Here is a 20,137-nt window from a genome sequence, read left to right as displayed (position 1 = left end):
CCTCTCGCGGCCCCGGGAAGTTTCGCCGTATGCGCGTGGGGTACCTGGCTTGCGGTGCGGATTCGTGGTAGATTCATGGTCCCGGACGGGAAGGTGCCATCCACGAACGTGAACACCGGCATCCGCAACGTGGCCATCATCGCCCACGTCGACCACGGCAAGACGACGCTGGTCGACGCCATGCTCCGGCAAAGCGGGCTCTTTCGCGCCAACCAGCAGCTCGAAGAGCGCATCCTCGATCGCGACGAGCTGGAGCGGGAGCGGGGCATCACCATCCTGGCGAAAAACACCGCCATCCTCTACGGCCCCGTCAAGATCAACATCATCGACACGCCGGGGCATGCGGACTTCGGCGGCGAGGTCGAACGGGTGCTGCGCATGGCGGACGGCGCCCTGCTGGTCGTCGACGCCTTCGAAGGCCCCATGCCGCAGACGCGTTTCGTGCTCCGCAAGGCGTTCGAGACCCATCTCAAGCCGATCGTCGTCATCAACAAGATGGACGTGCCCAACGCCCGGCCCAAAGAAGTGCTGGACGAGGTGCTGGATCTGTTCATCGAGCTCGGGGCGGACGAGCAACAGATCGACTTTCCCGTGCTGTACGCCTCCGCGCGCCAGGGGTGGGCGAGCGCCGACCCCGCGGCTCGGTCGGGTACCATGCGGCCGCTGTTCGAGGCGATCCTCGAGGAGGTGCCCACCCCTTCGGGCGATCCCAGCGCGCCACTGCAGGTGCTGGTGACCACCCTCGACTACAACGAGTACCTGGGTCGCATCGGCATCGGCCGGGTCGTCAACGGTACCCTGCGCGCGGGCCAGCCGGTCATGGTGAGCGACCGCCAGGGCCGGCTCCGCCCGGCCAAGGTGGGCACGCTGTTGACCTTCCTCGGCCTCAAGCGGGAAGAGGTTACCGAGGTGCAGGCCGGCGACATCGTGGCCGTGACGGGCATCGAGGCCCTGGAGATCGGGGAGACCATCACCGACCCGGAGCGCCCCAGCCCTCTTCCTCCCATCCGGGTCGAAGCGCCCACCATCAGCATGTACTTCCTCGTCAACGACAGCCCCTTTTCGGGCCAGGAGGGCCGGTTCGTGACGGGACGCCAGCTCAAGGAGCGGCTGCTCCGGGAGGCGGAGACCGACGTGGCCCTGGAGGTCGTGCCCACCGCCTCGCCCGACACCCTGGAGGTCAAAGGGCGCGGCGAGCTCCACCTGGCCATCCTCATCGAAAAGATGCGGCGGGAGGGGTACGAGCTCCAGGTCTCCCGCCCTCGCCCGATTCTGCGCGAGCAGGACGGGCAGGTCCAAGAACCGTACGAGGAGGCCGTGCTCTACGTGCCCGGCGATGCGGTAGGGCCCGTCATGGAGCTGCTCGGTTCGCGGCGCGCCGAGGTCCTGGAGGTGGAGCCCCAAAGCGGCGGCCAGGTGCGGATCCGGGCCTACGTGCCGTCCAGGGGTCTCATTGGCTTTCGCTCCCAGCTGCTCACCGAGACCAGAGGCGAGGGGATCCTGTACCACGTGTTCGACCACTACGGCCCCTTCGTGGGCGAGCTGCGGGCCAGGTCGGGCGGCGCCATGGTGGCCACCGAGACCGGCATGACCACCGCCTACGCCATCGAAAACCTCCAGGAGCGCGGCGTGCTCTTCTGGCCTCCCGGGGTGAAGGTGTACGCGGGCCAGGTCGTCGGCGAGCACTCCCGGCCGCAGGACATCACCGTCAACATCTGCAAGGCCAAGCGGCTCACCAACATGCGTGCGAGCAGCGCCGACGTCGCGGTCAAGCTCGATGCCCCGCGTACGATGGACCTGGAGCGGTCGCTCGAGTGGATCAACGACGACGAGCTGGTCGAGGTGACGCCTTCGTCGGTACGCATCCGCAAGGCACCGAGGCCCACGGTGCAGGGGGTCGCCCCGGGCAACGGCAGGCAGCTCCAGACCTCTTACGCCGAGCGCTCGGCCGGCCCCTCCTGACGCTCGGCACGTTCGGCCGGCGGGGCCGTGCGCTCAGAGGCGGGAGGTAACGGCGCCTCCTCCCCCCCGGGGCCCGTCGCCCTGGGCTGCCCCTGGGAGGCCGGGCCGTCTTCCTGGCGCTCCGTGGCAGTCGCCGCCTCTTCATGCCCCTTCGCCTGTGCCAGCGCCACCCGCTCCTCGCGGCTCACCTCGCGGGCGGTCGCGGGCCGCACCGTCATCTCCCCTGACAGCGCCCGATCCACCGCCGCCCGCAGCTCCAGCGAGCTCCTGGACCCTGCCCCTTTGGCGGCCCATCCCTGCGCGGCCTGGCCGGCGAGCTGCGCCCGCTCTTGTAGCGCCAACAGCCCGCGGGCGAGACGGATCGCCTCGTCCCTGACCTGTTGCAGCGACTCCCGGATCTGGCCGATCTGCTTGCCCGCCTCGGCCGCCGCACGGCGCGAACGGTCGGCGCCCTCGTCCAGGCGGTTCTTGAGATCCCAGACCTGGCGGACCACTTCCCGCGCTTCGGAGGCGACCCGGCGCAGCTCCTCGGCCACCACGGCCACGCTGCGCCCCTGCGCCTCCAGCCGGGCTCCCTCGATGGCGGCGCTCAGGGCCAGGACTTTCGACTCTCCGCCGAAATCCCGGACCCGCTCCGCCATGGCGTCGAACTCCTCGATCGCCCGGGCGACGCCCTCCGCCTGGCCGGCCACCGCCGACGTGGCCGACGCCACCGCATCGAGGCGCTCCCGCAAGGAGGCAAGGGCCATGCTCTGCGACTCGGCGACCAAGCGCCAGTCGCGCACGCCGTCGCCGATCCGGCCCATCCACGAGCCCAGCGCCGACGCGAGAGCCTGCTGGCCCTGGTCGGCGACTTCCAGGCGCCGGCGCAGCTCCCCCATGGGCCCTACCGTCACGCGGGCAAGCCACACGCTGCCGATCAGGCCCGCCACGAGAATGCCCAGCGCGACCGACCAGAGGCTGGCGGTGGCGTCCCGGCGGACCCGCTCCGACGTCTGCCCGATGATGGACTGGCGCTGGCCGATGACCCGGCGCAAGGAGTCCATGTCAGAACCCAGGGAACGCAGGCGCTGGGCGAGCTCGGCCGCCTGATCCCGGCTGATGACGAGGACCCCCGACGCCGCCTGGGGCCCGCTGTTCTGGTCGAGGGCGCCCCACTCGGTGAGTTGCTGCTGCATCCCGCGAATCTCGCCCTGGAGCTGCTCCAGGCTGCGGCTCTGGTGATCCCAGGCATCGTAGAGCGCGGCGAAAGCGTCGGTCACGTTGCGCCCCACCCGGCCGCCGGCGAAGATGGCGCCGCCGATGCCCAGCACCAGGACGATGACCGTCACGGCGACGAAGTGCCCGGCGGGCCGGCGCGCGTTGGCCGATGGCGCGGCCAGGGCGCTGACCCCCGCGACTCCGGGCACCCGACTCGAGGGGACCCGCTCTCCTTGCTGCGACATGGCGGCCTCCCGCCTTCCCCCATCCCTGGCTCGCCTGGCCGTATCGCCATGGGCAGTTCGACGCCAAAGAGGTCTTGACCTCTAACTGCCAGGCGAGGAGGACTCTGGAGGCCAGCGTTCCATGAGGCTGCGGGGATCCACGTAGCCACCCGGCAGGTAGGCGGCCCAGTGGAGATGGGGGCCGGTCGCAAAACCCGTAGCCCCGACGGTGCCGAGGATCTCCCCCTTGCTCACGAAAGCCCCCTCGCGCACCCGGATGGACGAGAGGTGCAGGTAAGAGGTGAACAACCCCCATCCGTGGTCGAGGATGACCGTCTTGCCGGTGGCCAGGTGGTCTCTGGCCAGCACCACCCGGCCGCCGTTGGGGGCGTGCACGGGGGTGCCCTCGGGGGCCGCGAGGTCGAGACCGGAGTGGCGCCCGCTGGGCGCGCCGTTGACTTCCCGCACGAGACCGAACTCGCTCGTCAGCCGGTACGGACGGGCGAGCGGCCAGACGAACGGCCCCTGCCACAGCGGGCGGGGATTGCTCCGAGAGCGGGCCCGGGCGACCTCTTCGTCCTCCCGGCGGCGACGGGCCACGTCTGCCGGATCTTGCGGGCGGATGAGCGCCTCCTTGCCGGGATCGACGCGCAGCCGCTGCACGGGAAAAGCCCTGGGCCGCACCGGGACCTCGGCCGCCGCCACCTCCTTTCCGTCCTCCCGGACGACCAGCGGGTGCTTGCCCGGCTGCACGAAGTAGGAGACGGCGACGAGCGCGACGGCGCCCTGCGCACCGTCATCGTAAAACGGGAAGCTCCGGCCGGCCCACTCCCCGGCGAGGCGGTGCGCCTTCGCCCCTTCCACCCTCACCATGACCCACTGCCCGGGGGTCGCCTCCCGGGGCGCCAGCCGCAACCGGACGCCGGGCGTCGCCCTTCCCCCGGCGACCTGCCATCCTGCCCACAGCACCGCCGCCAGGACGGCCAGCAGGAGCGCCGTACACCGCTTCGGGGCAAGGGATGCGCCTGTCACGCTCGCCAAAGGCTCGCCACCACCTCGACGTGGGCCGTCTGGGGAAACATGTCCACCGGCTGTACCGGATCCCACCGGTAGGTGAGGCCCTGCGCCTCCACCCCTTTGACGAACTGCCGCAGGTCCCTCGCGAGCGTCACCGGATGGCAAGAGACGTACACCAACAGTTCAGGCTGCGCCCTGACCAGCGCCCGCACCACCGCCGCGTCCAACCCTTTGCGGGGCGGGTCGACCACCACGAGCAGCGGCCGCATCCGTTCCCCTCCCTCCTGCAAGAGGCGCGGCAATACCTCCTCCACGTCGCCGGCCACCCACCGGGCGTGGCGCACCCCATTGAGCTCGGCGTTGCGCCGCGCGTCGTCGACCGCCTCCTGCACCTCTTCGACCCCGATCAGGCGGCCGACCCGGTCGGAGGCGGCGATCCCGATGCCGCCAACGCCGCAGTAGAGATCCAGGAGCGTACCCCGGCCCAGCTGGCCGCGGGCCTCCAGGAACGTCTCCACTCGCCGTCGTACCTCGCCGTACAGGACCTCCGCCTGCCGGGTATTGACCTGGAAGAACGCCGTGGCCGAAAGGCGCAGGCGCACCGCGCCGACCCTCTCCTCGAGGAACTCCCGGCCCCAGACGACGGCGCTTCGCTTGCCCAGGACGACGTTGGTGCGCAGCGGGTTGACGTTTTGTACCACGCCCACCAGCTCCGGCACCCTCCGGCGCACCCGCTCGGCAAGCTGGCCCAGCGCCTGGCGCACCTCCGGCCCGTCCCGGGCGGTTACCACTACCAGCAACGCTTCCCCGGTGGCCGCTCCGGTGCGGCAGACCAAGTGCCGGACCAGGCCGCTGCCCGTAGCCTCGTCGTAAGGCGGGAGCGACAGCTCCTCGATGGCGTCTCGGGTCGCCCTGGCCAGCCGTACGTTGAGGGGGTGCTGCACCCTGCAATCCAGCGCCTCGACCACCTCATGCGTGCCGCGCCGGTAAAAGCCGATCACCGGCCGGCCGTCGTGCCCGCGGCCCACCGGGTACTGCGCCTTGTTGCGGTATCCCCACGGCACCTCCATGCCCCGCACGGGGAGCACCCGCGACGCCGCTTCTTCGAGGCCGCCGGTGTGCACGAGGGCGTCCTGGACCCCGGACCGCTTCGCCTCGAGCTGGGCCGGGTAGGCAAGATGGATGAGGGGACAGCCGCCGCAGGTCTCGGCCACGGGGCACGGGCCCTCGACCCGCAGCGGAGACGGCCGGATCTGCCGGGCGAGCCGGGCTCTCGCGTGGTGGCGGGCACGATGGCTCACCACCGCCTCCACCCGGTCCCCGGGAAGCCCGCCTTCCACGAAGACGACGAACCCTCCCGGGGTGCGGGCGACGCCGTCCCCACGGGGATCCAGGGAGGCCACGTCGAGCACCAGGCGCTGGCCTACCTCGGGAGCATCCTCGCCGGGCGCGCCACTCGGCACCTTCGACACCGCCTGTTCCTCTCCGGGCGTACTAAGGCTCGGACTCCTCTCATATCTATCACGGCGAGCGGAGAGTACGGAGGGGAATCCCGATGGTACCGAGCCGGCGCTTGCTGGGCTTGCAGGTGATCGACGTCGTCGACGGACGGGCCCTGGGACGGACGAGCCGCCTCATCTTCGACCCATCCGCCCGTCGCCTGGCGGCCTTCGTCGTCTCGTCCGGCCACTGGCCCCGGGAGGATCAGGTGCTCGAGTGGGGCCGGACGCGCGGCGTGGGGCTCCACGCCATCACGGTCCAGGGCGCCGACACCCTCGTGCGCCCCTCCGCCCTTCCCGAACTCCAGCCCCTTCTTCGCCGGCCGCTGCGCCTGTACGGCATCCGCGTGCTGACCGAAGACGGCGAGTTCCTGGGCGCCGCCGACGAACTGATGCTGGACGAGCGCTCCGGGGCCGTCCTGGAGGTCCTGCTCGCCCCCAAGGGGCTGTCGGATCGACTCCGGGGGCGGCTCTCCATCGCCGCCGCCTCTTTGCTGGTCATGGGGGAAGACGCCATGGTGGTACGGGCCGGCACCCGGCCCACCTCGCACCGGGTGGCGCATGCCGGGGGCCCCTCCCGCGCCGGTGAGCACGGCGCGCCGCCCAACGGCGCACCGCCCGACGGCGCGGCCGGCCCCGCCTTCGCGGGTGCCCCTCCCTCTCCCGGACAGGCTGCCGTCGAAGCGTCCGCCGACGGGAACAGCCCCCTCCCTGAGACGCTCCGCCGGGGATGGGTCACGGTGCGCTCGCTGGCGCTGGCGCCTCTCGAGCGGCGAGTACGGCGCGCCGGCCGTTGAGCACGCCCAGCCGGGCCGCCGGGATCGAGCCCTCCCGCTTCTCGCCCGCCACCAGCGCGACGCCGTCCCGGGCGACCGAGCGGATGGGGGTGAGCCCCGCCGACCGCATCATCTCCTCGATCTCCGCCAGCGTGAGCCGGGAGCAGCCGTGCTTGGGCTCCCCCGTCGCCACGACCCAGTCGACGACCAGCACCACGCCGCCCCACGTCAACACCCGGGCCACCTCCGCCAGGACCCGGTCCGGTGCCCGCATGCAGTGCAGGCTGTAAGTCAGCGTCGCCGCGTCGAACAGCTGCGACCCCAGCGCCGAGAGGTGATGGGCGTCGTAACGCATGCAGCCGACGAACGCCTCGACCCCGGCCTTCTCCGCCTGTTGGAAGGCCCTGCCGAACCCGGCGTCGCTGATGTCCACGCCGATCACGGGCCTACCCGTGACCTCGGCCAGCCTGGTCACCAGCGCGCCCTCGTAGCACCCCACGTCGAGGATGGGCCGTCCTCGCCCCAGCGGCTTGCGGAGCGTGACTGCCTGCTCCCACCTCGCCCGCCACGCCGCGTAGCGGGCGGCCGCGGGAAGCGAGCGCCTCCTCCGCCGCCGCGGGGGACCGGCGCCGGGCGTGGTCGCAGCCCGCGAGGCCGTCGTGCCCGCAGCCCCGCCCTGCTCCCGGGCCCGCTCCATCAGGGCGCGCAGGACCTCCCCCACCGTGGCTTCCACGCTACCCCACGTCGCCGGCCTGATGGGTTCCACGGGTGACCACCCGCTTTCTTCCGGCCCTGCCCTTCACCCCGCGTGGGGTACGCTTCCGAGCGCTGCATCCTTGAGCCACTCCCGCGCCGCGATCAAGGCGACGTCCCACACGGGCGCGAACGGTGGGGCATAGGAGAGGTCGAGTTCCGCCACTTCCTCCACCGGCAGCCCCGCGCTCAGAGCGACGGCCAGGACATCGATGCGCTTGGCGACCGAACCCGCCGGGCCGACCATTTGCGCCCCGAGCAGGCGCCCGCTCTTCCGGTCGCCCACGAGCCAGGCGTCGATGGGACCGCGCCCCGGGTAGTAGTGGGCGCGGCTGCCGTGGCGCACGTGAACCTCCACCGCCTCCCAGCGGGGCTCCCGCTCCGCCTCCTCCCGGGTCAGGCCCGTCCGGGCCACTTCCAGGTCGAACACCCGCAGCGCTGCCGTGCCCACGATGCCCCGAAAGCGCGCGTCGCCTCCGGCGGCGTTCTCGCCGGCTATCCGCCCTTGCTTGTTGGAGGTGGTGCCCAGCGGGATCCAGACGGGGCGCTCCAGCACGCGATGCCACGCTTCCACCCCGTCCCCGGCCGCGAAGATGTCCGGCACCGAGGTCCTGAGGTGGTCATCCACCGCCACGGCGCCGGTGGCACCGAGAGCGATGCCTGCCGCCCTGGCCAGGGCCACCTGAGGACGCACGCCGGTGGCCACCAGCACCAGGTCGGCCGGAAGGGTGCGGGATGGCGTGCTGACCGCCGTCGCCGGACCAGCCTCGCCCTGCCCTTCGATCCCGGCGACCGGTTCCCCGGTGTACACCTCGACCCCGTTTCGCCGCAGCTCCTGCTCCACGATCCGGGCGAGCTCCGGGTGGTAACCCGGCAACACCTGGGGCATGACCTCCACGATGGCGACCTCGCAACCGAGGCGCCGCAGGTTCTCCGCTGCCTCCAGGCCGATGGGCCCGGCTCCCACCACCACGGCGCGAGGGGGCCTTCCCGCGTCAGCCGCGGGCGCCTTCAGCTCTTCCACGCGCCGGCGCATGGCCATCCCGTCTTCAAGCAACCGCATGACGAAGACGCCGGGGCGCTCCACCCCCGGCACCGGCGGCCTCACGGCGTAAGCTCCGGTAGCCAGCACCAGCACGTCGTAGCCGGCCTCCCACGTCTCGCCGTCGGAGAGCCGGCGCACCTGCACCCGGTGGGACCTGGGGTCGATGGCCGTCACCTCGTGGCTCACGTGCACGTCGATCCGCCGCTTCTCTCGGAAAAACTGGGGCGTGTAGACGACCAGGTCCTCGAGCCGCTCCACGAGCCCTCCCACGAAGTAAGGGATGCCACACGATCCGTACGACACGTAACCGCTGCGCTCGAAGACCACGATCTCCAGCTGCGGGTCTACGCGGCGCGCCCGGGAGGCCGCGCTCATCCCGGCCGCCACGCCCCCCACGACCACCAGCCGCCGCGACGCCACCGCCACGGCCCCCTCCCTACCGCACCCCTCTCGCCCCGGGCGCCTCAGTGATGATGGTCGTGGTCATGGCCGTGCTCGTGGTCATGGCCGTGGTGGTGCTCCTCGCCGTCCTCTTCGACGCCCCAGGGATCCTCGGGCGACGCGGCCATGCCCACCGCGGCCAGCACGTGCTGCAGCATCACGGCTTCCGGTACGGCCCCCTCGACCTCTTCCCGCTCGTTGATGACGGTCTTGGGCACCCCATAGACGCCGTATCGGTCCGCCAGCTCCGGGAACTCCAGCGCCTCCACCATGTCCGCCCGGACGAAGGGGCTTTCCATGGCGAACTGGTGGGCGAGCCGCACGGCCTTCGGACAGTACGGACACGTCGGCGTAACGAACACCTGGATGTGCACCGGCTGGGTGATCTGGCTCAGCTTCTGGCGCGTGGCCTCGGAGAGCCGGGTCTTCTCGTTGGAGATGTCGACGAGGTCCTCAATGAGGCTCCCGAACTCGTATCCCGCCGGGATGCCGAAGTAGCGGGCGCGCGTGTCGGTGCCGTCCTGCCGCAGCAGCACCAGCGCCGGCACCTTGTCCACCTCGTACAGCTGGGCCTTGGCCGGCTCGGCCCGGATGTCCACCACCTCGTACTCGACCCGATCGCTGAGGCTGGCCAGCTCCTGGATGAGCTCCACCGTCTGCCCGCAGTACTGGCAGTTGTTCTGACCGCTCTCGGAACCGTCGGTGAAGACCAGCACCTTCGCCTTGTTGGGTACCTTCTGGAAGAGGTCCTGCAAGTAGGACCGGTCCCTGGCGGATAGAAGCGGCACAACCACTCCTCCTTCGTGCGCTTTGACTTAGTTTACTCCGTGCGAACCATTCCCCGTGGCCCGGGGAGGTGCTTACCATACCCTGTAGGGTATATATCCGAGGTGAGAATAACCGGTGCCGCCCTGCCTGTCAATGGGCCGGTACAGGCGCTCCTCACCCCGGCAGGCTCTCTTGCCCGCGACCGCCTGCGGCGACGCCGGCGGCGGGCAGCTCGGTCCGCCTCGTCACCGCCCGGATCTCCCACGGTCTCAGCCAGGCGAACGCGGCGAGCGCCACCCCGCCCCCCATCGCCCAGGCGGTCCCCACCCCGGCGTGGTCGGCCACGGCGCCTGCCAGCATGCTGCCGATGGGCGCCACCCCGACGAGCACCAGCGTGTACAGGCTCATGACCCTGCCGCGCATGCGCTCCTCGCTGTTGAGCTGGACCATCGCGTTGGTGCCCACCGAGAGGCTGACCATCCCCCAACCGGTGAGCGCCATGAGCGCCAGCGCGGGCAGATACCACCGGCAGACGGCCAGGCCGGCGAGGCCCAGGCCGAGCAGCACCACCCCGGCCGACCGGCGCCACGCCGGGGGCTCCGCCGATCGCTCCGACGCAAGGCCGGCGGCCGCCACCAGGGCTCCCACCCCGAGGCTCGACATCAGCAGGCCGTACCCCGAGGCGCCCTGGCCGAGGGCACGGCTCGCGTAGACGGGGGTGAGGACCTGGAAGTTCATCGAGAAGAGGCTGACGATCCCCAGCAACAACAGCCCCTGGCGGATGGGCCGAGTGGCGCGGGCGTACCGCAATCCGTCCATGACGGGGCGCCACATGCCCGACGGGGTCAACAAGTCACCGAGCGCGCCGCCCGGGGGACGGGTCCTGTCGGCGGCGATACGGATGCCGGCCAGCACCCCGATCACGGGCACGAAGGAGAGCGCGTTGAGCAAGAACGCAGGGCCCGAGCCGACTGCCGCCACGACCAACCCGGCGACCCCCGGGCCCACGATGCGGGCCAGGTTGAAGATCGTGGAGTGCAGCCCGATCGCGCTGGCCAGGGCCTCGCGTGGCACCATGTCGCCCAGGAAAGCGTTGCGCCCCGGCATGTCCAGCGTATTGAAGACCCCGTAGATCCCTGCGATGACCACGACGTGCCAGTACCGCACCCATCCCAGGACCGTGAGGACGCCCAGCACCGCGGCGCAGGCGGCGAGGGCCGACTGGGTCAGTATGAGCATCTTGCGCCGATTGGCATGGTCGGCGATGGTGCCGGCAGGAAGGGAGAAGAAGAGCACCGGAAGGCTCTGTACGGCGGAGACCGTGCCGAGCTTCACCGCCGAACCGGTGAGCTGCAGCACGAGCCACGCCTGGGCGGCCCCTTGCATCCAGGTGCCGATCAGCGAGATGCCTTGCGCCGCCAGGTACGACCGAAACGCCGGGAAGGAGAGGGCGCCCGCCCGGACGGCGCCCCACCGGCCCGCCCCCCGTAGCCCCATGCAACGGACGCCCTAGCGACGGGCCACGGCAGGCAGCACCCGCCGGTGGACGATCTCGGCCAGCCCGGGCTTGCTCACTTCCCGAAGCTCGTAGCGCACGCGCACCGCGGGCCTCTGGATCGCCACGACGCGGCGCAAGTCGATGGGCGTACCGACCACGACCACGTCGGCGGGCGTCGCGTTGATGGTCGCCTCCAGTTCCCGCACCTGCTCGGCGCCGTACCCCATGGCCGGCAGGATGGTCTCCAGGTGAGGATACCGGGCGTACGTCTCCCGAATGGATCCGACCGCATACGGCCTCGGATCCACCAGGACGGCGCCGTGCTGGCGAGCGGCGATGGCCCCCGCCCCGTAGCGCATCTCTCCGTGGGTCAGCGTGGGCCCGTCCTCGACCACCAGGGCCCGCTTGCCGTCCAGCCACTCGGGGTGGTCCACGGTGATCGGGGATTCCGCCTCGACGACCACGGCGCCCGGGTTGAGCCGGGCCAGGCTCTCCCGCACCGCCTGCACCGACTCCGGCGACGCCGTGTCGACCTTGTTGATGACCGCCACGTGGGCCATGCGCGCGTTGGTCTCGCCCGGGTGATAGCTGCGCTCGTGGCCCGCCCGGTGGGGGTCGACCACCACGACGTGGAGCGTGGGTCGGTAAAACGGCAGATCGTTGTTGCCCCCGTCCCACACGATGACGTCCGCTTCCGCCTGCGCCCGGTCCAGGATGGCCCCGTAGTCGACGCCCGCGTACACCACGCTCCCCCTGTCCAGGTGCGGCTCGTACTCCTCCCGTTCCTCGATGGTGCAGTGGTGACGATCGAGGTCTTCGTAGGTGGCGAAGCGCTGCACCACCTGCTCTTCCAGGCGCCCGTACGGCATCGGGTGGCGGACCACCGCGACCCGCATCCCCGCCTCGCGCAAGATCGCCACGACCCGGCGGGTCGTCTGGCTCTTGCCCGCTCCCGTGCGTACCGCCGTGATGGCCACCACCGGCACGCGCGCTTCGAGCATCGTCGTCGAGGGCCCCATCAAGCGGAAGTCGGCGCCGGCCGCCAGCGCCACCGACGCCCGATCCATCACGTGGGTGTGGGGCACGTCGCTGTACGCGAAGACCACCTCGTCGACATGCTGCTCCCGGATGATGCGGGGTAGCTCCTCCTCGGGATAGATGGGAATCCCCTGCGGGTATCGTGGCCCCGCGAGGGCAGGGGGATAGGTCCGCCCCTCGATGTGGGGGATCTGGGTGGCGGTGAAGGCCACCACCTCGTACCCCGGATGGTGCCGGAAAAAGACGTTGAAGTTATGGAAGTCGCGTCCCGCCGCCCCCATGATGACCACCCGCGTCGGCCTCGTCCCCAAGACTCCGCTCCCCTTTCCGCGCGGATCTATCCTCTCACCCATCCCATCTTCAGGCTCCCAACAACAACGTGAGAATGGCCTTCTGGGCATGGAGCCGGTTTTCGGCTTGATCCCACACGATGGAGCGAGGCCCGTCGATCACCTCGTCGGTGATCTCCTCGCCGCGATGCGCCGGCAAGCAGTGCATGACCACCACGTGGGACGCCGCTTGCTCCAGCAGCGCCCGGTTGACCTGATAGGCGGCCAGGTCCTGCACCCTGCGGTCGTGGTCGGCCTCCTGGCCCATGCTCGCCCACACGTCGGTGTAAACGACGTCGGCACCCACGACCGCCCGGCGGGGATCCGCCTCCACCTCGACGCTCCCCCCCGACGCACGCGCATCCTCCCGGGCCATGGCCAGGGCCTGCTCGTCGAGCTGATACCCTACGGGGCTGGAGAGTACCACGCGCATGCCCAGGCGAGCCCCGCCGAGCGCCAGAGAGCGCGCCACGTTGTTGGAGTCTCCGACGTACGTGAGCTGCACCCCGCTGAGCCGCCCGAAGCGTTCCTGGATGGTGAGGAAGTCGGCCAGGGCTTGAGCCGGGTGCAGGTAGTCCGTGAGGCCGTTGATGACCGGCACGGTGGAGGCCGCGGCCAGCTGCACCACGTCGTCGTGCGAGTAGGTACGGATCATGATGGCGTCGACGTAGCGGGAGAGCACGCGCCCTGTATCCTCGATGGTCTCGCCCCGGCGCAACTGCAGCTCCTGCGCGCTCAGGAAGAGCGCGTGGCCCCCGAGCTGGTACATGGCCACTTCGAAGGAGACCCGGGTGCGGGTGGAAGGCTTCTGGAAGATCATGGCCAGCGTCCGCCCGGCCAGCGGCCGCACGTGCAGCCCGGCCTTGTGCCACGTCTTCAGCAAACGTGCCAGCTCGAGCATGCGCTCCAGCTCGGTGCGGGAGAAGTCCCGCAAGCAGAGGAAGTCCCGGCCGCTCAGTGCCGTCGCTACCGGGTCCCGGGTGAGCCGCTCCCACTCACGCAGGTGTTGGACCTGTACCTCCATGCCCGCCGCCTTCCCCTCCGTGTCATATGCAGCAGTGCATACGCCTGCTCGCGCCAACCCGCCCTCATTCTACCACCGCCCGGGGGGCCCGGCGCCGCAACTGCGCCCACCAGAGCGTCCCGCCGAGGGCCAGCGCGACGCTCACCCACTGCGCCAGGGTCAGGCCCAGAGCCAGCGGCTCTCCGAGGCGGAAAAACTCCATGAGGAAGCGGCCGGCCGAGTAGGTCGCCAGATACAAGGCCGTGATCTCCCCAGGCTCCCTATCGGGCCGGCGCCGGTACCAGACCAGGAACAGGACGCCGGCGGCGTCGCAGAGGGACTCGTAGAAAAACGCCGGGTGGAAGTAAGCGTCGGACGCCCACTCGAGCGGGCGCATCTCGGGGCGGATGTAGACACGCCACGGCACCGAAGTCGGGTAACCGAACACCTCGTTGTTGAAGAAGTTGCCCCACCGGCCGATCGCCTGTCCCAGCAGGATCGAGGGCATGGCCAGGTCGGCGAGCCCCAGGGGAGCCACGCCCCGCCGCCGGGACATGACCCAGATGGTCAGCATCGCGCCGGCCAGGGCGCCGTGGATGGACAGCCCCCCCATCCAGGTGCGCAGCATGTCCACCGGATGCTGCCAGAAATAGACGGCGTTTTGGACCACGAAGGCAAGACGCGCCCCCAGCAGGCTGAGGGGGATTCCCAGGAGGACCACGTCGATCAGGTCGTCCACGCTCAAGCCGAGGCGCCGGCGCTCGGGCTGCGCAAGCGCCCATCCGGGCACGAAGGCAAGCGCCATCAACAACCCGTACCATCGCACCTGGACCGGCCCGATCCGGATGGCCACCGGATCCGCCGGCACCGCGCCCGTCCAGATGGGCAGGACCCAGGCTACGGCCTTCCACGCTACGGCCGCCGTCGCCAGGGCTACCAAGACGGTGGCGGCCCCGCGCCCCGGTTTCACGCGGTCTCCGGCCACATGGCGTCACCGCCCACGTCGGCCGCCGGCGGTGCCACCGGCACGCCCGTCTTTTCGTCGACCGGTACGCGCGTGGCCAGCACGGGGCGCTCGGCGAGGGCCATCCGCAGCACCTCGTCCATGTGGGAGACAGGATGCAGGGTCAGCTGGCGCCGCACGTTCGCAGGGATCTCTTCGGCGTCCCGCAGGTTGTCCACCGGCAGCACCACCTGCTCGATGCCGTACCGGTGAGCCGCCAGGAGCTTCTCCTTCACCCCGCCTACGGGGAGCACCCGGCCGCGCAAGGTAATTTCCCCGGTCAGCGCCACGTCGCGCCGTACGGGCCGGCCGGTCAGGGCCGAGATCAGGGCCACCGCCATCGAGACGCCCGCCGATGGCCCATCCTTGGGGATGGCTCCCTCCGGCACGTGCACGTGGATGTCCAGCCGTTCGTAGAAGCCCGGCGGGATGCCCAGCTGCTCTGCCCGGGACCGGACATAGCTGTAGGACGCCTGGGCCGACTCCCGCATGACCTCGCCCAGCTTGCCCGTCAACCACAGCTTGCCCCGCCCCGGCACCACCGCCACCTCGATGGAGAGGAGATCCCCGCCGGCATCCGTGTAGGCCAGCCCCAGCGCCAGCCCGACCCGGTCCTCCGCCTCCGTCGGGCTGTCGTGGTAGCGCGGCGGGCCCAACCACCGGTGGAGGTTGGCCGCCGTCACCTTGAGGCGGCAAGCCGGATCCTCGACGACCCTCCGGGCCGTCTTGCGGCATATGGCGGCCAGCTGCCGTTCGAGCTCGCGCACCCCCGCCTCCCGGGTATAGGCACGCACAATGGCAGTCACGGCGCCTGGAGCCACGCTCAGGTGCTTGGGGGACAACCCGTGGTCCCGGAGCTGCCGGGGAATGAGGTGGCGGCGGGCGATCTGGACCTTCTCGAACTCGGTGTATCCCGGAATCGCGATGACCTCCATACGGTCCCGCAAAGCCCGGGGGATGGCCTGCAGCAGGTTGCCCGTGGTGATGAACAGCACGTCGGACAGGTCGATGGGCAGCTCCAGGTAGTGGTCGGAGAACGCGTGGTTTTGCTCCGGGTCGAGCACCTCGAGCAGCGCGGCCGCCGGGTCTCCCCGGAAGTCGTAGCTCATCTTGTCGACCTCGTCGAGCAGCATGACCGGATTACGGGTCCCGGCCTGGCGAAGGGCCTGCACGATCTTGCCCGGCATCGCCCCTACGTAGGTCCGCCGGTGTCCCCGGATCTCCGCCTCGTCGCGTACCCCTCCCAGGCTGAACCGCACGAACTTGCGCTCGAGCGCCCGCGCCACGGAGCGCGCCAGGGAGGTCTTGCCGACCCCCGGTGGCCCCACCAGGCACAGGATGGGCCCCTTGAGGCGGCTTCGCACCAGCTGGCGAACGGCCAGGAACTCCAGGACGCGCTCCTTGACGTGGGCCAGGCCGTAGTGGTCCTCGTCCAGGATGCGTTCTGCGGTCTCGAGATCGAGCCGGTCGGGGGTCGTGCGGTTCCACGGAAGCGCCAGCAGCCAGTCGAGGTACGTGCGGATGACCGCCGCCTCGGCCGACATGGGCGCCATCTTCTCCAGGCGCGCCACTTCGTGCTCGGCCTTCTCCCGCACGGCCTCGGGCAGCTTCAGCTCCTGGATCCGCCGGCGAAGCTCGCCCGCCTCGGAGTCGCGTTCTTCCGCCTCGCCGAGTTCCCGCTGGATGGCCCGCATCTGCTCGCGCAGCAGGAATTCCTTCTGTGTCTTCTCCATCTGGCGGCGCACGCGGCTTTGGATGCGGCGCTGCACGTCGAGCACCTCGGTCTCGCGGTGCAGCAGGGCGAGCAGCTTCTCGAGGCGCTCGAGGCGGCCGGCCACCTCCAGGAGCATCTGCTTCTCCTCGAAAGGCAAGGGAATCTGGCCCGCGATGGCGTCGGCCAGGCGCCCCGGGTCGGCCACCCCGCTCATCGCGCTGACGAAGTCGGCGGGGAGATAGCCGCTCAGCCGCACGTACTCGTCGAGGGCCGTGAGCACGCTGCGGATCAGCGCCTGGCGACGCATCCCGCCGGGATCCTCGGGGCTCCCGGGCCCGTCGTCGGTCTCCTGCACGGGCGCCACCCGGGCATGCATGGCGCCCTGCGACGGCCCGGGCTCGGTGGTCATGACGAGGCGTGCCCGGAAGAGGCCCTCTACCAGGACGCGAGTCTTGCCCTCCGGCATTCGCAGGAGCTGCTTGACCTCGGCCACCACTCCGACGTCGTGGACGTCAGCGGGGGCCGGCTCGGCGATCTTGGGGTCGCGCTGCGCCGCCAGCACGATGAGGCGGTTGTGCATCATGGCCTCGTCCACGGCGGCCACGGATCGGGGCCGGCCCACCTCCAGGGGCGACACCATGTGCGGAAAGACCACCAGCCCGCGCAGGGCCAACAACGGAAGCTCAAGCTCCTGGTCGGCCCCCGTCCCCACGCGACCGCCCCCCACCCGACAAAGCTCGAAAAAACGCCACGGCGCCCGAGCCGTTGCGCCGGGCCGCCCTTCGATCTTACCCTGCCCCGGAACAGGCCGTCAAAGCTTCCCGGGGCGCCGGTTCCAGGGCCCGGTCGAGCACGTCCTGCATCGTGACCGCCGGCACGACTTCGATTCCCTCGGCGTACCCAAAGATCTCCAGGTGGTTTTCCCGGGGAATGATCACGCTCCGGATGCCGGCACGGCGGGCCGCTTCTACCTTCGGGACGATGCCCCCCACCGGCTTGAGCAGCCCCCGCACCGACAGCTCGCCGGTGATGGCCACGGCCGGCTGCACCGCCCGGCCCGTGATGGCCGAGTACGCGGCAAGCGCCATGGCTGCCCCGGCCGACGGGCCGTCCACCGGTGCGCCGCCCGGGAAGTTGAGGTGAACGTCGTAGTCGCGCACGTGCACCCCGAAGTGCGCCTCGAGCACCGTTGCCAGCACCTGCACCGAGCTCATGGCCAGGCTCTTGCGCCGCACGGTGCGCCCGACGCCGGTCATCTCCTCCTCCTCGGTCACGCCCGTGACGGTGAGCCTGCCTGTGCCCGGGCCGGCCGCCGGCGCGGCGGTGGCCTCGATTTCGACCACCATACCGGCGTTGGGGCCCCAGACCGCCAGCCCGTAGACGCACCCGACCTGGGGCTCGTGCCGGACCTGTACGTCGGGCCGGGGCGTGAGCTGGCTGTGGTTGACCACCCACTCGAGGTCGGCCCGGGCGATCCGGTCGCGCCCCTCGGAGACCACCAGACCTGCTGCCACCTGCACCATGTTGACCGCTTCCCGCCCGTTGGAGGCGTACCGGCGGACCACTTCGACGGCCCCCGGCTCCAGGGGAAGCCCAATCTTCTGCGCGGCGTTGGTGGCGATGCGGGCCACGTCGTCAGGGGTGAGCGGCTTGAAGAAGATCTCGATGCACCGGGACCGGATGGCCGGGGATATCTCCTCCGGGAGCCGGGTCGTGGCCCCGATGAGGCGGAAGTCGGCCGGCAGCCCGTTCTGGAAGATGTCGTGGATGTGGGGCGGGATGTTGGAGTCCTCGCTCGAGTAGTAGGCGCTCTCGAAGAAGACCTTGCGATCCTCGAGGACCTTCAGCAGGCGGTTGAGCTGGATGGGATGCAGCTCCCCGAGCTCGTCGATGAAGAGCACCCCCCCGTGGGCCTTGGTCACCGCACCCGGCTTGGGCTGGGGGATGCCCGCGATCCCCATGGGCCCGGCCCCCTGGTAGATGGGGTCGTGCACGGAACCGAGCAGGGGATCGGCGATCCCCCGGTCGTCGAAGCGGGACGCGGTGGCGTCCACCTCCACGAAGCGGGCATCGGGCTTGAACGGCGAAAGGGGGTTGCGCTTGGCCTCTTCGAGCACGAGCCGGGCCGCGGCCGTCTTGCCCACGCCCGGCGGGCCGTAGATGATGACGTGTTGGGGGTTGGGCCCGCACAGCGCGGCGCGCAGCGCCCGCACGCCCTCCTCCTGGCCGACCACTTCCTCGAAGCTGGTGGGGCGCGTGCGCTCCGCCAGGGGTTGGGTCAAGGAGTTGGAGCGCAGCTTGCGCAGCCGTTCGAGCTCTTTGCGGGCTTCCCGGTCGATGGCCGAGCGATTGACCTGCTGCGCCCGCAGGAGGTTGAAGAAGTAAAGGCCCGTGACCGCGGCAAAGAACAGGTTGACCAGCGCGAACAAAGCGACCAGATCCATGGGCCACCCCCGTGGAGACCGTCCTGGCCGGTTTCCAGGCAGTGGCTAGTATGCCGCGCGGCGCCCGCCTCCAAACGGTGCGATCGGGCGCGAAAAGGCCGGCGGCCCCTGGCCGCCGGCCTTTGCTTGCGAGCTAGGCCGTCTCCTCCCGGCGCTTGGCCCCCGCCCTGGTCGCCCGATCCACCCGGATCAACCGGGGCGGCTCCCTGCGCTCGACCACCTCGACGGTCACCGTGCACTTCTTCACGTCTCCGGCCGAAGGCACATCGTACATCACGTCGAGCATGATCTCCTCCAATACCGACCGCAGACCCCGGGCGCCGCTCTTGCGCTCCATCGCCTTGCGGGCGATGGCCCGCACCGCGTCATCGGTGAACTCCAGCTCGACGCCGTCCATTTCCAGGAACTTCTTGAACTGCTTGATCAGGGCGTTTTTCGGCTCGACCAGGATGCGCACCATGTCGTCCAGCGTCAGCGCATCGAGGGCCACCACCACGGGCAGCCGCCCAATGAACTCGGGGATCATGCCGAACTTGAGGAGGTCCTCCGGCATGACCTGGCGCAGGACCTCGCCGATCTGGCGTTCTTGCTTGCGCACGATGGGGGCGCCGAAGCCCATGCTCTTTTGCTGGATGCGGTGCTCGATGATCTTGTCCAGGCTCTCGAAGGCCCCGCCGCAAATGAACAGGATGTTGGTCGTGTCGATCTGGATGAACTCCTGGTGAGGGTGCTTGCGCCCGCCCTGGGGCGGCACGCTGGCGACCGTCCCCTCCAGGATCTTGAGGAGGGCTTGCTGCACGCCCTCGCCGGAGACGTCCCGGGTGATGGAGGGGTTTTCCGACTTGCGGGCGATCTTGTCGATCTCGTCGATGTAGACGATGCCCCGCTCCGCCCGCTCCACGTCGTAGTCTGCGTTTTGGATGAGGCGCAGCAGGATGTTTTCGACGTCCTCGCCGACGTAGCCCGCCTCCGTCAGGGAAGTGGCGTCGGCGATGGCGAAGGGGACGTTGAGGATGCGGGCGAGGGTCTGGGCGAGCAGCGTCTTACCGGAGCCGGTCGGCCCGAGCAGGAGCACGTTGCTCTTCTGCAGCTCCACGTCGTCCGCCCCGACGCCGGCGTTGATGCGCTTGTAGTGGTTGTACACCGCCACGGAGAGGACTTTCTTGGCGTGCTCCTGACCGATGACGTACTGGTCCAGGATCGCCTTGATCTCCTTGGGTTTGGGGAGCGTACCGAGCTGGGTGTCGGTCTCCTCGACCGTCTGGTCCTCGATGATCTCGTTGCACAGCTCGACGCACTCGTCGCAGATGTAGACGCCGGGCCCCGCAATGAGCTTCTTCACCTGCTCCTGGGACTTGCCGCAAAAGGAGCACTTCAGCTGTCCTTTTTCGTCTCCGAACTTGAACATGCCCGGCGTGTCTCC

15 protein-coding genes are annotated in these 20,137 nt (G+C 70.4%); 2 read left to right on the top strand and 13 right to left on the bottom strand.

The features are described from left to right. The first annotated feature begins 108 nt into the window (after nt 1-108). Complete coding sequence (gene typA, locus U7230_RS04015; RefSeq protein WP_324717450.1) at nt 109-1,962, top strand: translational GTPase TypA; 1,854 nt, start codon at nt 109-111, stop codon at nt 1,960-1,962. Here the strand turns inward: typA and U7230_RS04010 are convergent. From U7230_RS04010 to rlmD, 3 genes are all read right to left on the bottom strand, one after another. Next, nucleotides 1,932-3,407, bottom strand: a complete 1,476-nt coding sequence (locus tag U7230_RS04010) for a hypothetical protein (protein ID WP_324717449.1) — start codon at nt 3,405-3,407, stop codon at nt 1,932-1,934. The two genes, typA and U7230_RS04010, sit on opposite strands and share 31 nt — an antisense overlap. Nucleotides 3,408-3,488: 81 nt before the next feature. Next, nucleotides 3,489-4,418, bottom strand: a complete 930-nt coding sequence (locus tag U7230_RS04005; RefSeq protein WP_324718179.1) for a M23 family metallopeptidase — start codon at nt 4,416-4,418, stop codon at nt 3,489-3,491. Further along, nucleotides 4,415-5,875, bottom strand: coding sequence for a 23S rRNA (uracil(1939)-C(5))-methyltransferase RlmD (rlmD, locus tag U7230_RS04000; RefSeq protein ID WP_324717448.1), 1,461 nt, complete (start codon nt 5,873-5,875; stop codon nt 4,415-4,417). The genes U7230_RS04005 and rlmD overlap by 4 nt, the downstream gene beginning before the upstream one ends. 83 nt (nt 5,876-5,958) lie before the next feature. On the opposite strand from rlmD, the gene U7230_RS03995 reads away from it, so the two are divergent. Further along, a complete protein-coding gene (locus U7230_RS03995) occupies nt 5,959-6,699 on the top strand; it encodes a PRC-barrel domain-containing protein (RefSeq protein WP_324717447.1) in 741 nt (246 codons plus the stop codon). Here the strand turns inward: U7230_RS03995 and U7230_RS03990 are convergent. The 10 genes from U7230_RS03990 to clpX all read right to left on the bottom strand — a co-directional run bounded on the left by U7230_RS03990 (nt 6,638) and on the right by clpX (nt 20,122). Beyond that, nucleotides 6,638-7,444, bottom strand: a complete 807-nt coding sequence (locus tag U7230_RS03990) for a class I SAM-dependent methyltransferase (RefSeq protein ID WP_324717446.1) — start codon at nt 7,442-7,444, stop codon at nt 6,638-6,640. The genes U7230_RS03995 and U7230_RS03990 overlap by 62 nt on opposite strands. A gap of 33 nt (nt 7,445-7,477) precedes the next feature. Next, nucleotides 7,478-8,896 carry an FAD-dependent oxidoreductase gene (locus U7230_RS03985; RefSeq protein ID WP_324717445.1) on the bottom strand — a complete coding sequence of 473 codons (1,419 nt, stop codon included), beginning with the start codon at nt 8,894-8,896 and terminating at the stop codon, nt 7,478-7,480. Nucleotides 8,897-8,940: 44 nt separating this feature from the next. Continuing rightward, complete coding sequence (gene pdo, locus U7230_RS03980; protein ID WP_324717444.1) at nt 8,941-9,705, bottom strand: protein disulfide oxidoreductase; 765 nt, start codon at nt 9,703-9,705, stop codon at nt 8,941-8,943. Nucleotides 9,706-9,859: 154 nt separating this feature from the next. Continuing rightward, nucleotides 9,860-11,182 carry an MFS transporter gene (locus tag U7230_RS03975; RefSeq protein ID WP_324717443.1) on the bottom strand — a complete coding sequence of 441 codons (1,323 nt, stop codon included), beginning with the start codon at nt 11,180-11,182 and terminating at the stop codon, nt 9,860-9,862. 12 nt (nt 11,183-11,194) lie between these two features. Beyond that, nucleotides 11,195-12,502 (bottom strand): cyclic 2,3-diphosphoglycerate synthase, encoded by a 1,308-nt coding sequence (locus tag U7230_RS03970; RefSeq protein ID WP_404980631.1) that lies wholly within the window; start codon nt 12,500-12,502, stop codon nt 11,195-11,197. A 79-nt stretch (nt 12,503-12,581) separates the two neighbouring features. Then, the gene (gene argF / locus U7230_RS03965; protein WP_324717441.1) at nt 12,582-13,574 is read right to left on the bottom strand and encodes an ornithine carbamoyltransferase; all 993 of its coding nucleotides are present in this window, start codon (nt 13,572-13,574) and stop codon (nt 12,582-12,584) included. 64 nt (nt 13,575-13,638) lie between these two features. Further along, entirely contained in the window at nt 13,639-14,523 is an 885-nt protein-coding gene (lgt, locus tag U7230_RS03960; protein WP_324717440.1) for a prolipoprotein diacylglyceryl transferase, read from the bottom strand. Continuing rightward, nucleotides 14,520-16,982 carry an endopeptidase La gene (gene lon, locus U7230_RS03955; RefSeq protein WP_324717439.1) on the bottom strand — a complete coding sequence of 821 codons (2,463 nt, stop codon included), beginning with the start codon at nt 16,980-16,982 and terminating at the stop codon, nt 14,520-14,522. Before lon ends, lgt begins: the two co-directional genes overlap by 4 nt. A gap of 76 nt (nt 16,983-17,058) precedes the next feature. Next, complete coding sequence (lonB, locus tag U7230_RS03950) at nt 17,059-18,714, bottom strand: ATP-dependent protease LonB (protein ID WP_324717438.1); 1,656 nt, start codon at nt 18,712-18,714, stop codon at nt 17,059-17,061. 133 nt (nt 18,715-18,847) lie between these two features. Then, on the bottom strand, nt 18,848-20,122 hold the full coding sequence (gene clpX, locus U7230_RS03945) for an ATP-dependent Clp protease ATP-binding subunit ClpX (RefSeq protein ID WP_404980630.1): 1,275 nt from the start codon (nt 20,120-20,122) through the stop codon (nt 18,848-18,850). Nucleotides 20,123-20,137 lie beyond the last annotated feature (15 nt).

It is taken from the genome of Limnochorda sp. L945t (assembly GCF_035593305.1).
Lineage (GTDB): Bacteria > Bacillota > Limnochordia > Limnochordales > Geochordaceae > Carboxydichorda > Carboxydichorda subterranea.
Note: the sequence above shows the minus strand (reverse complement) of the source record. Positions and strands in the feature narration are given on the sequence as shown.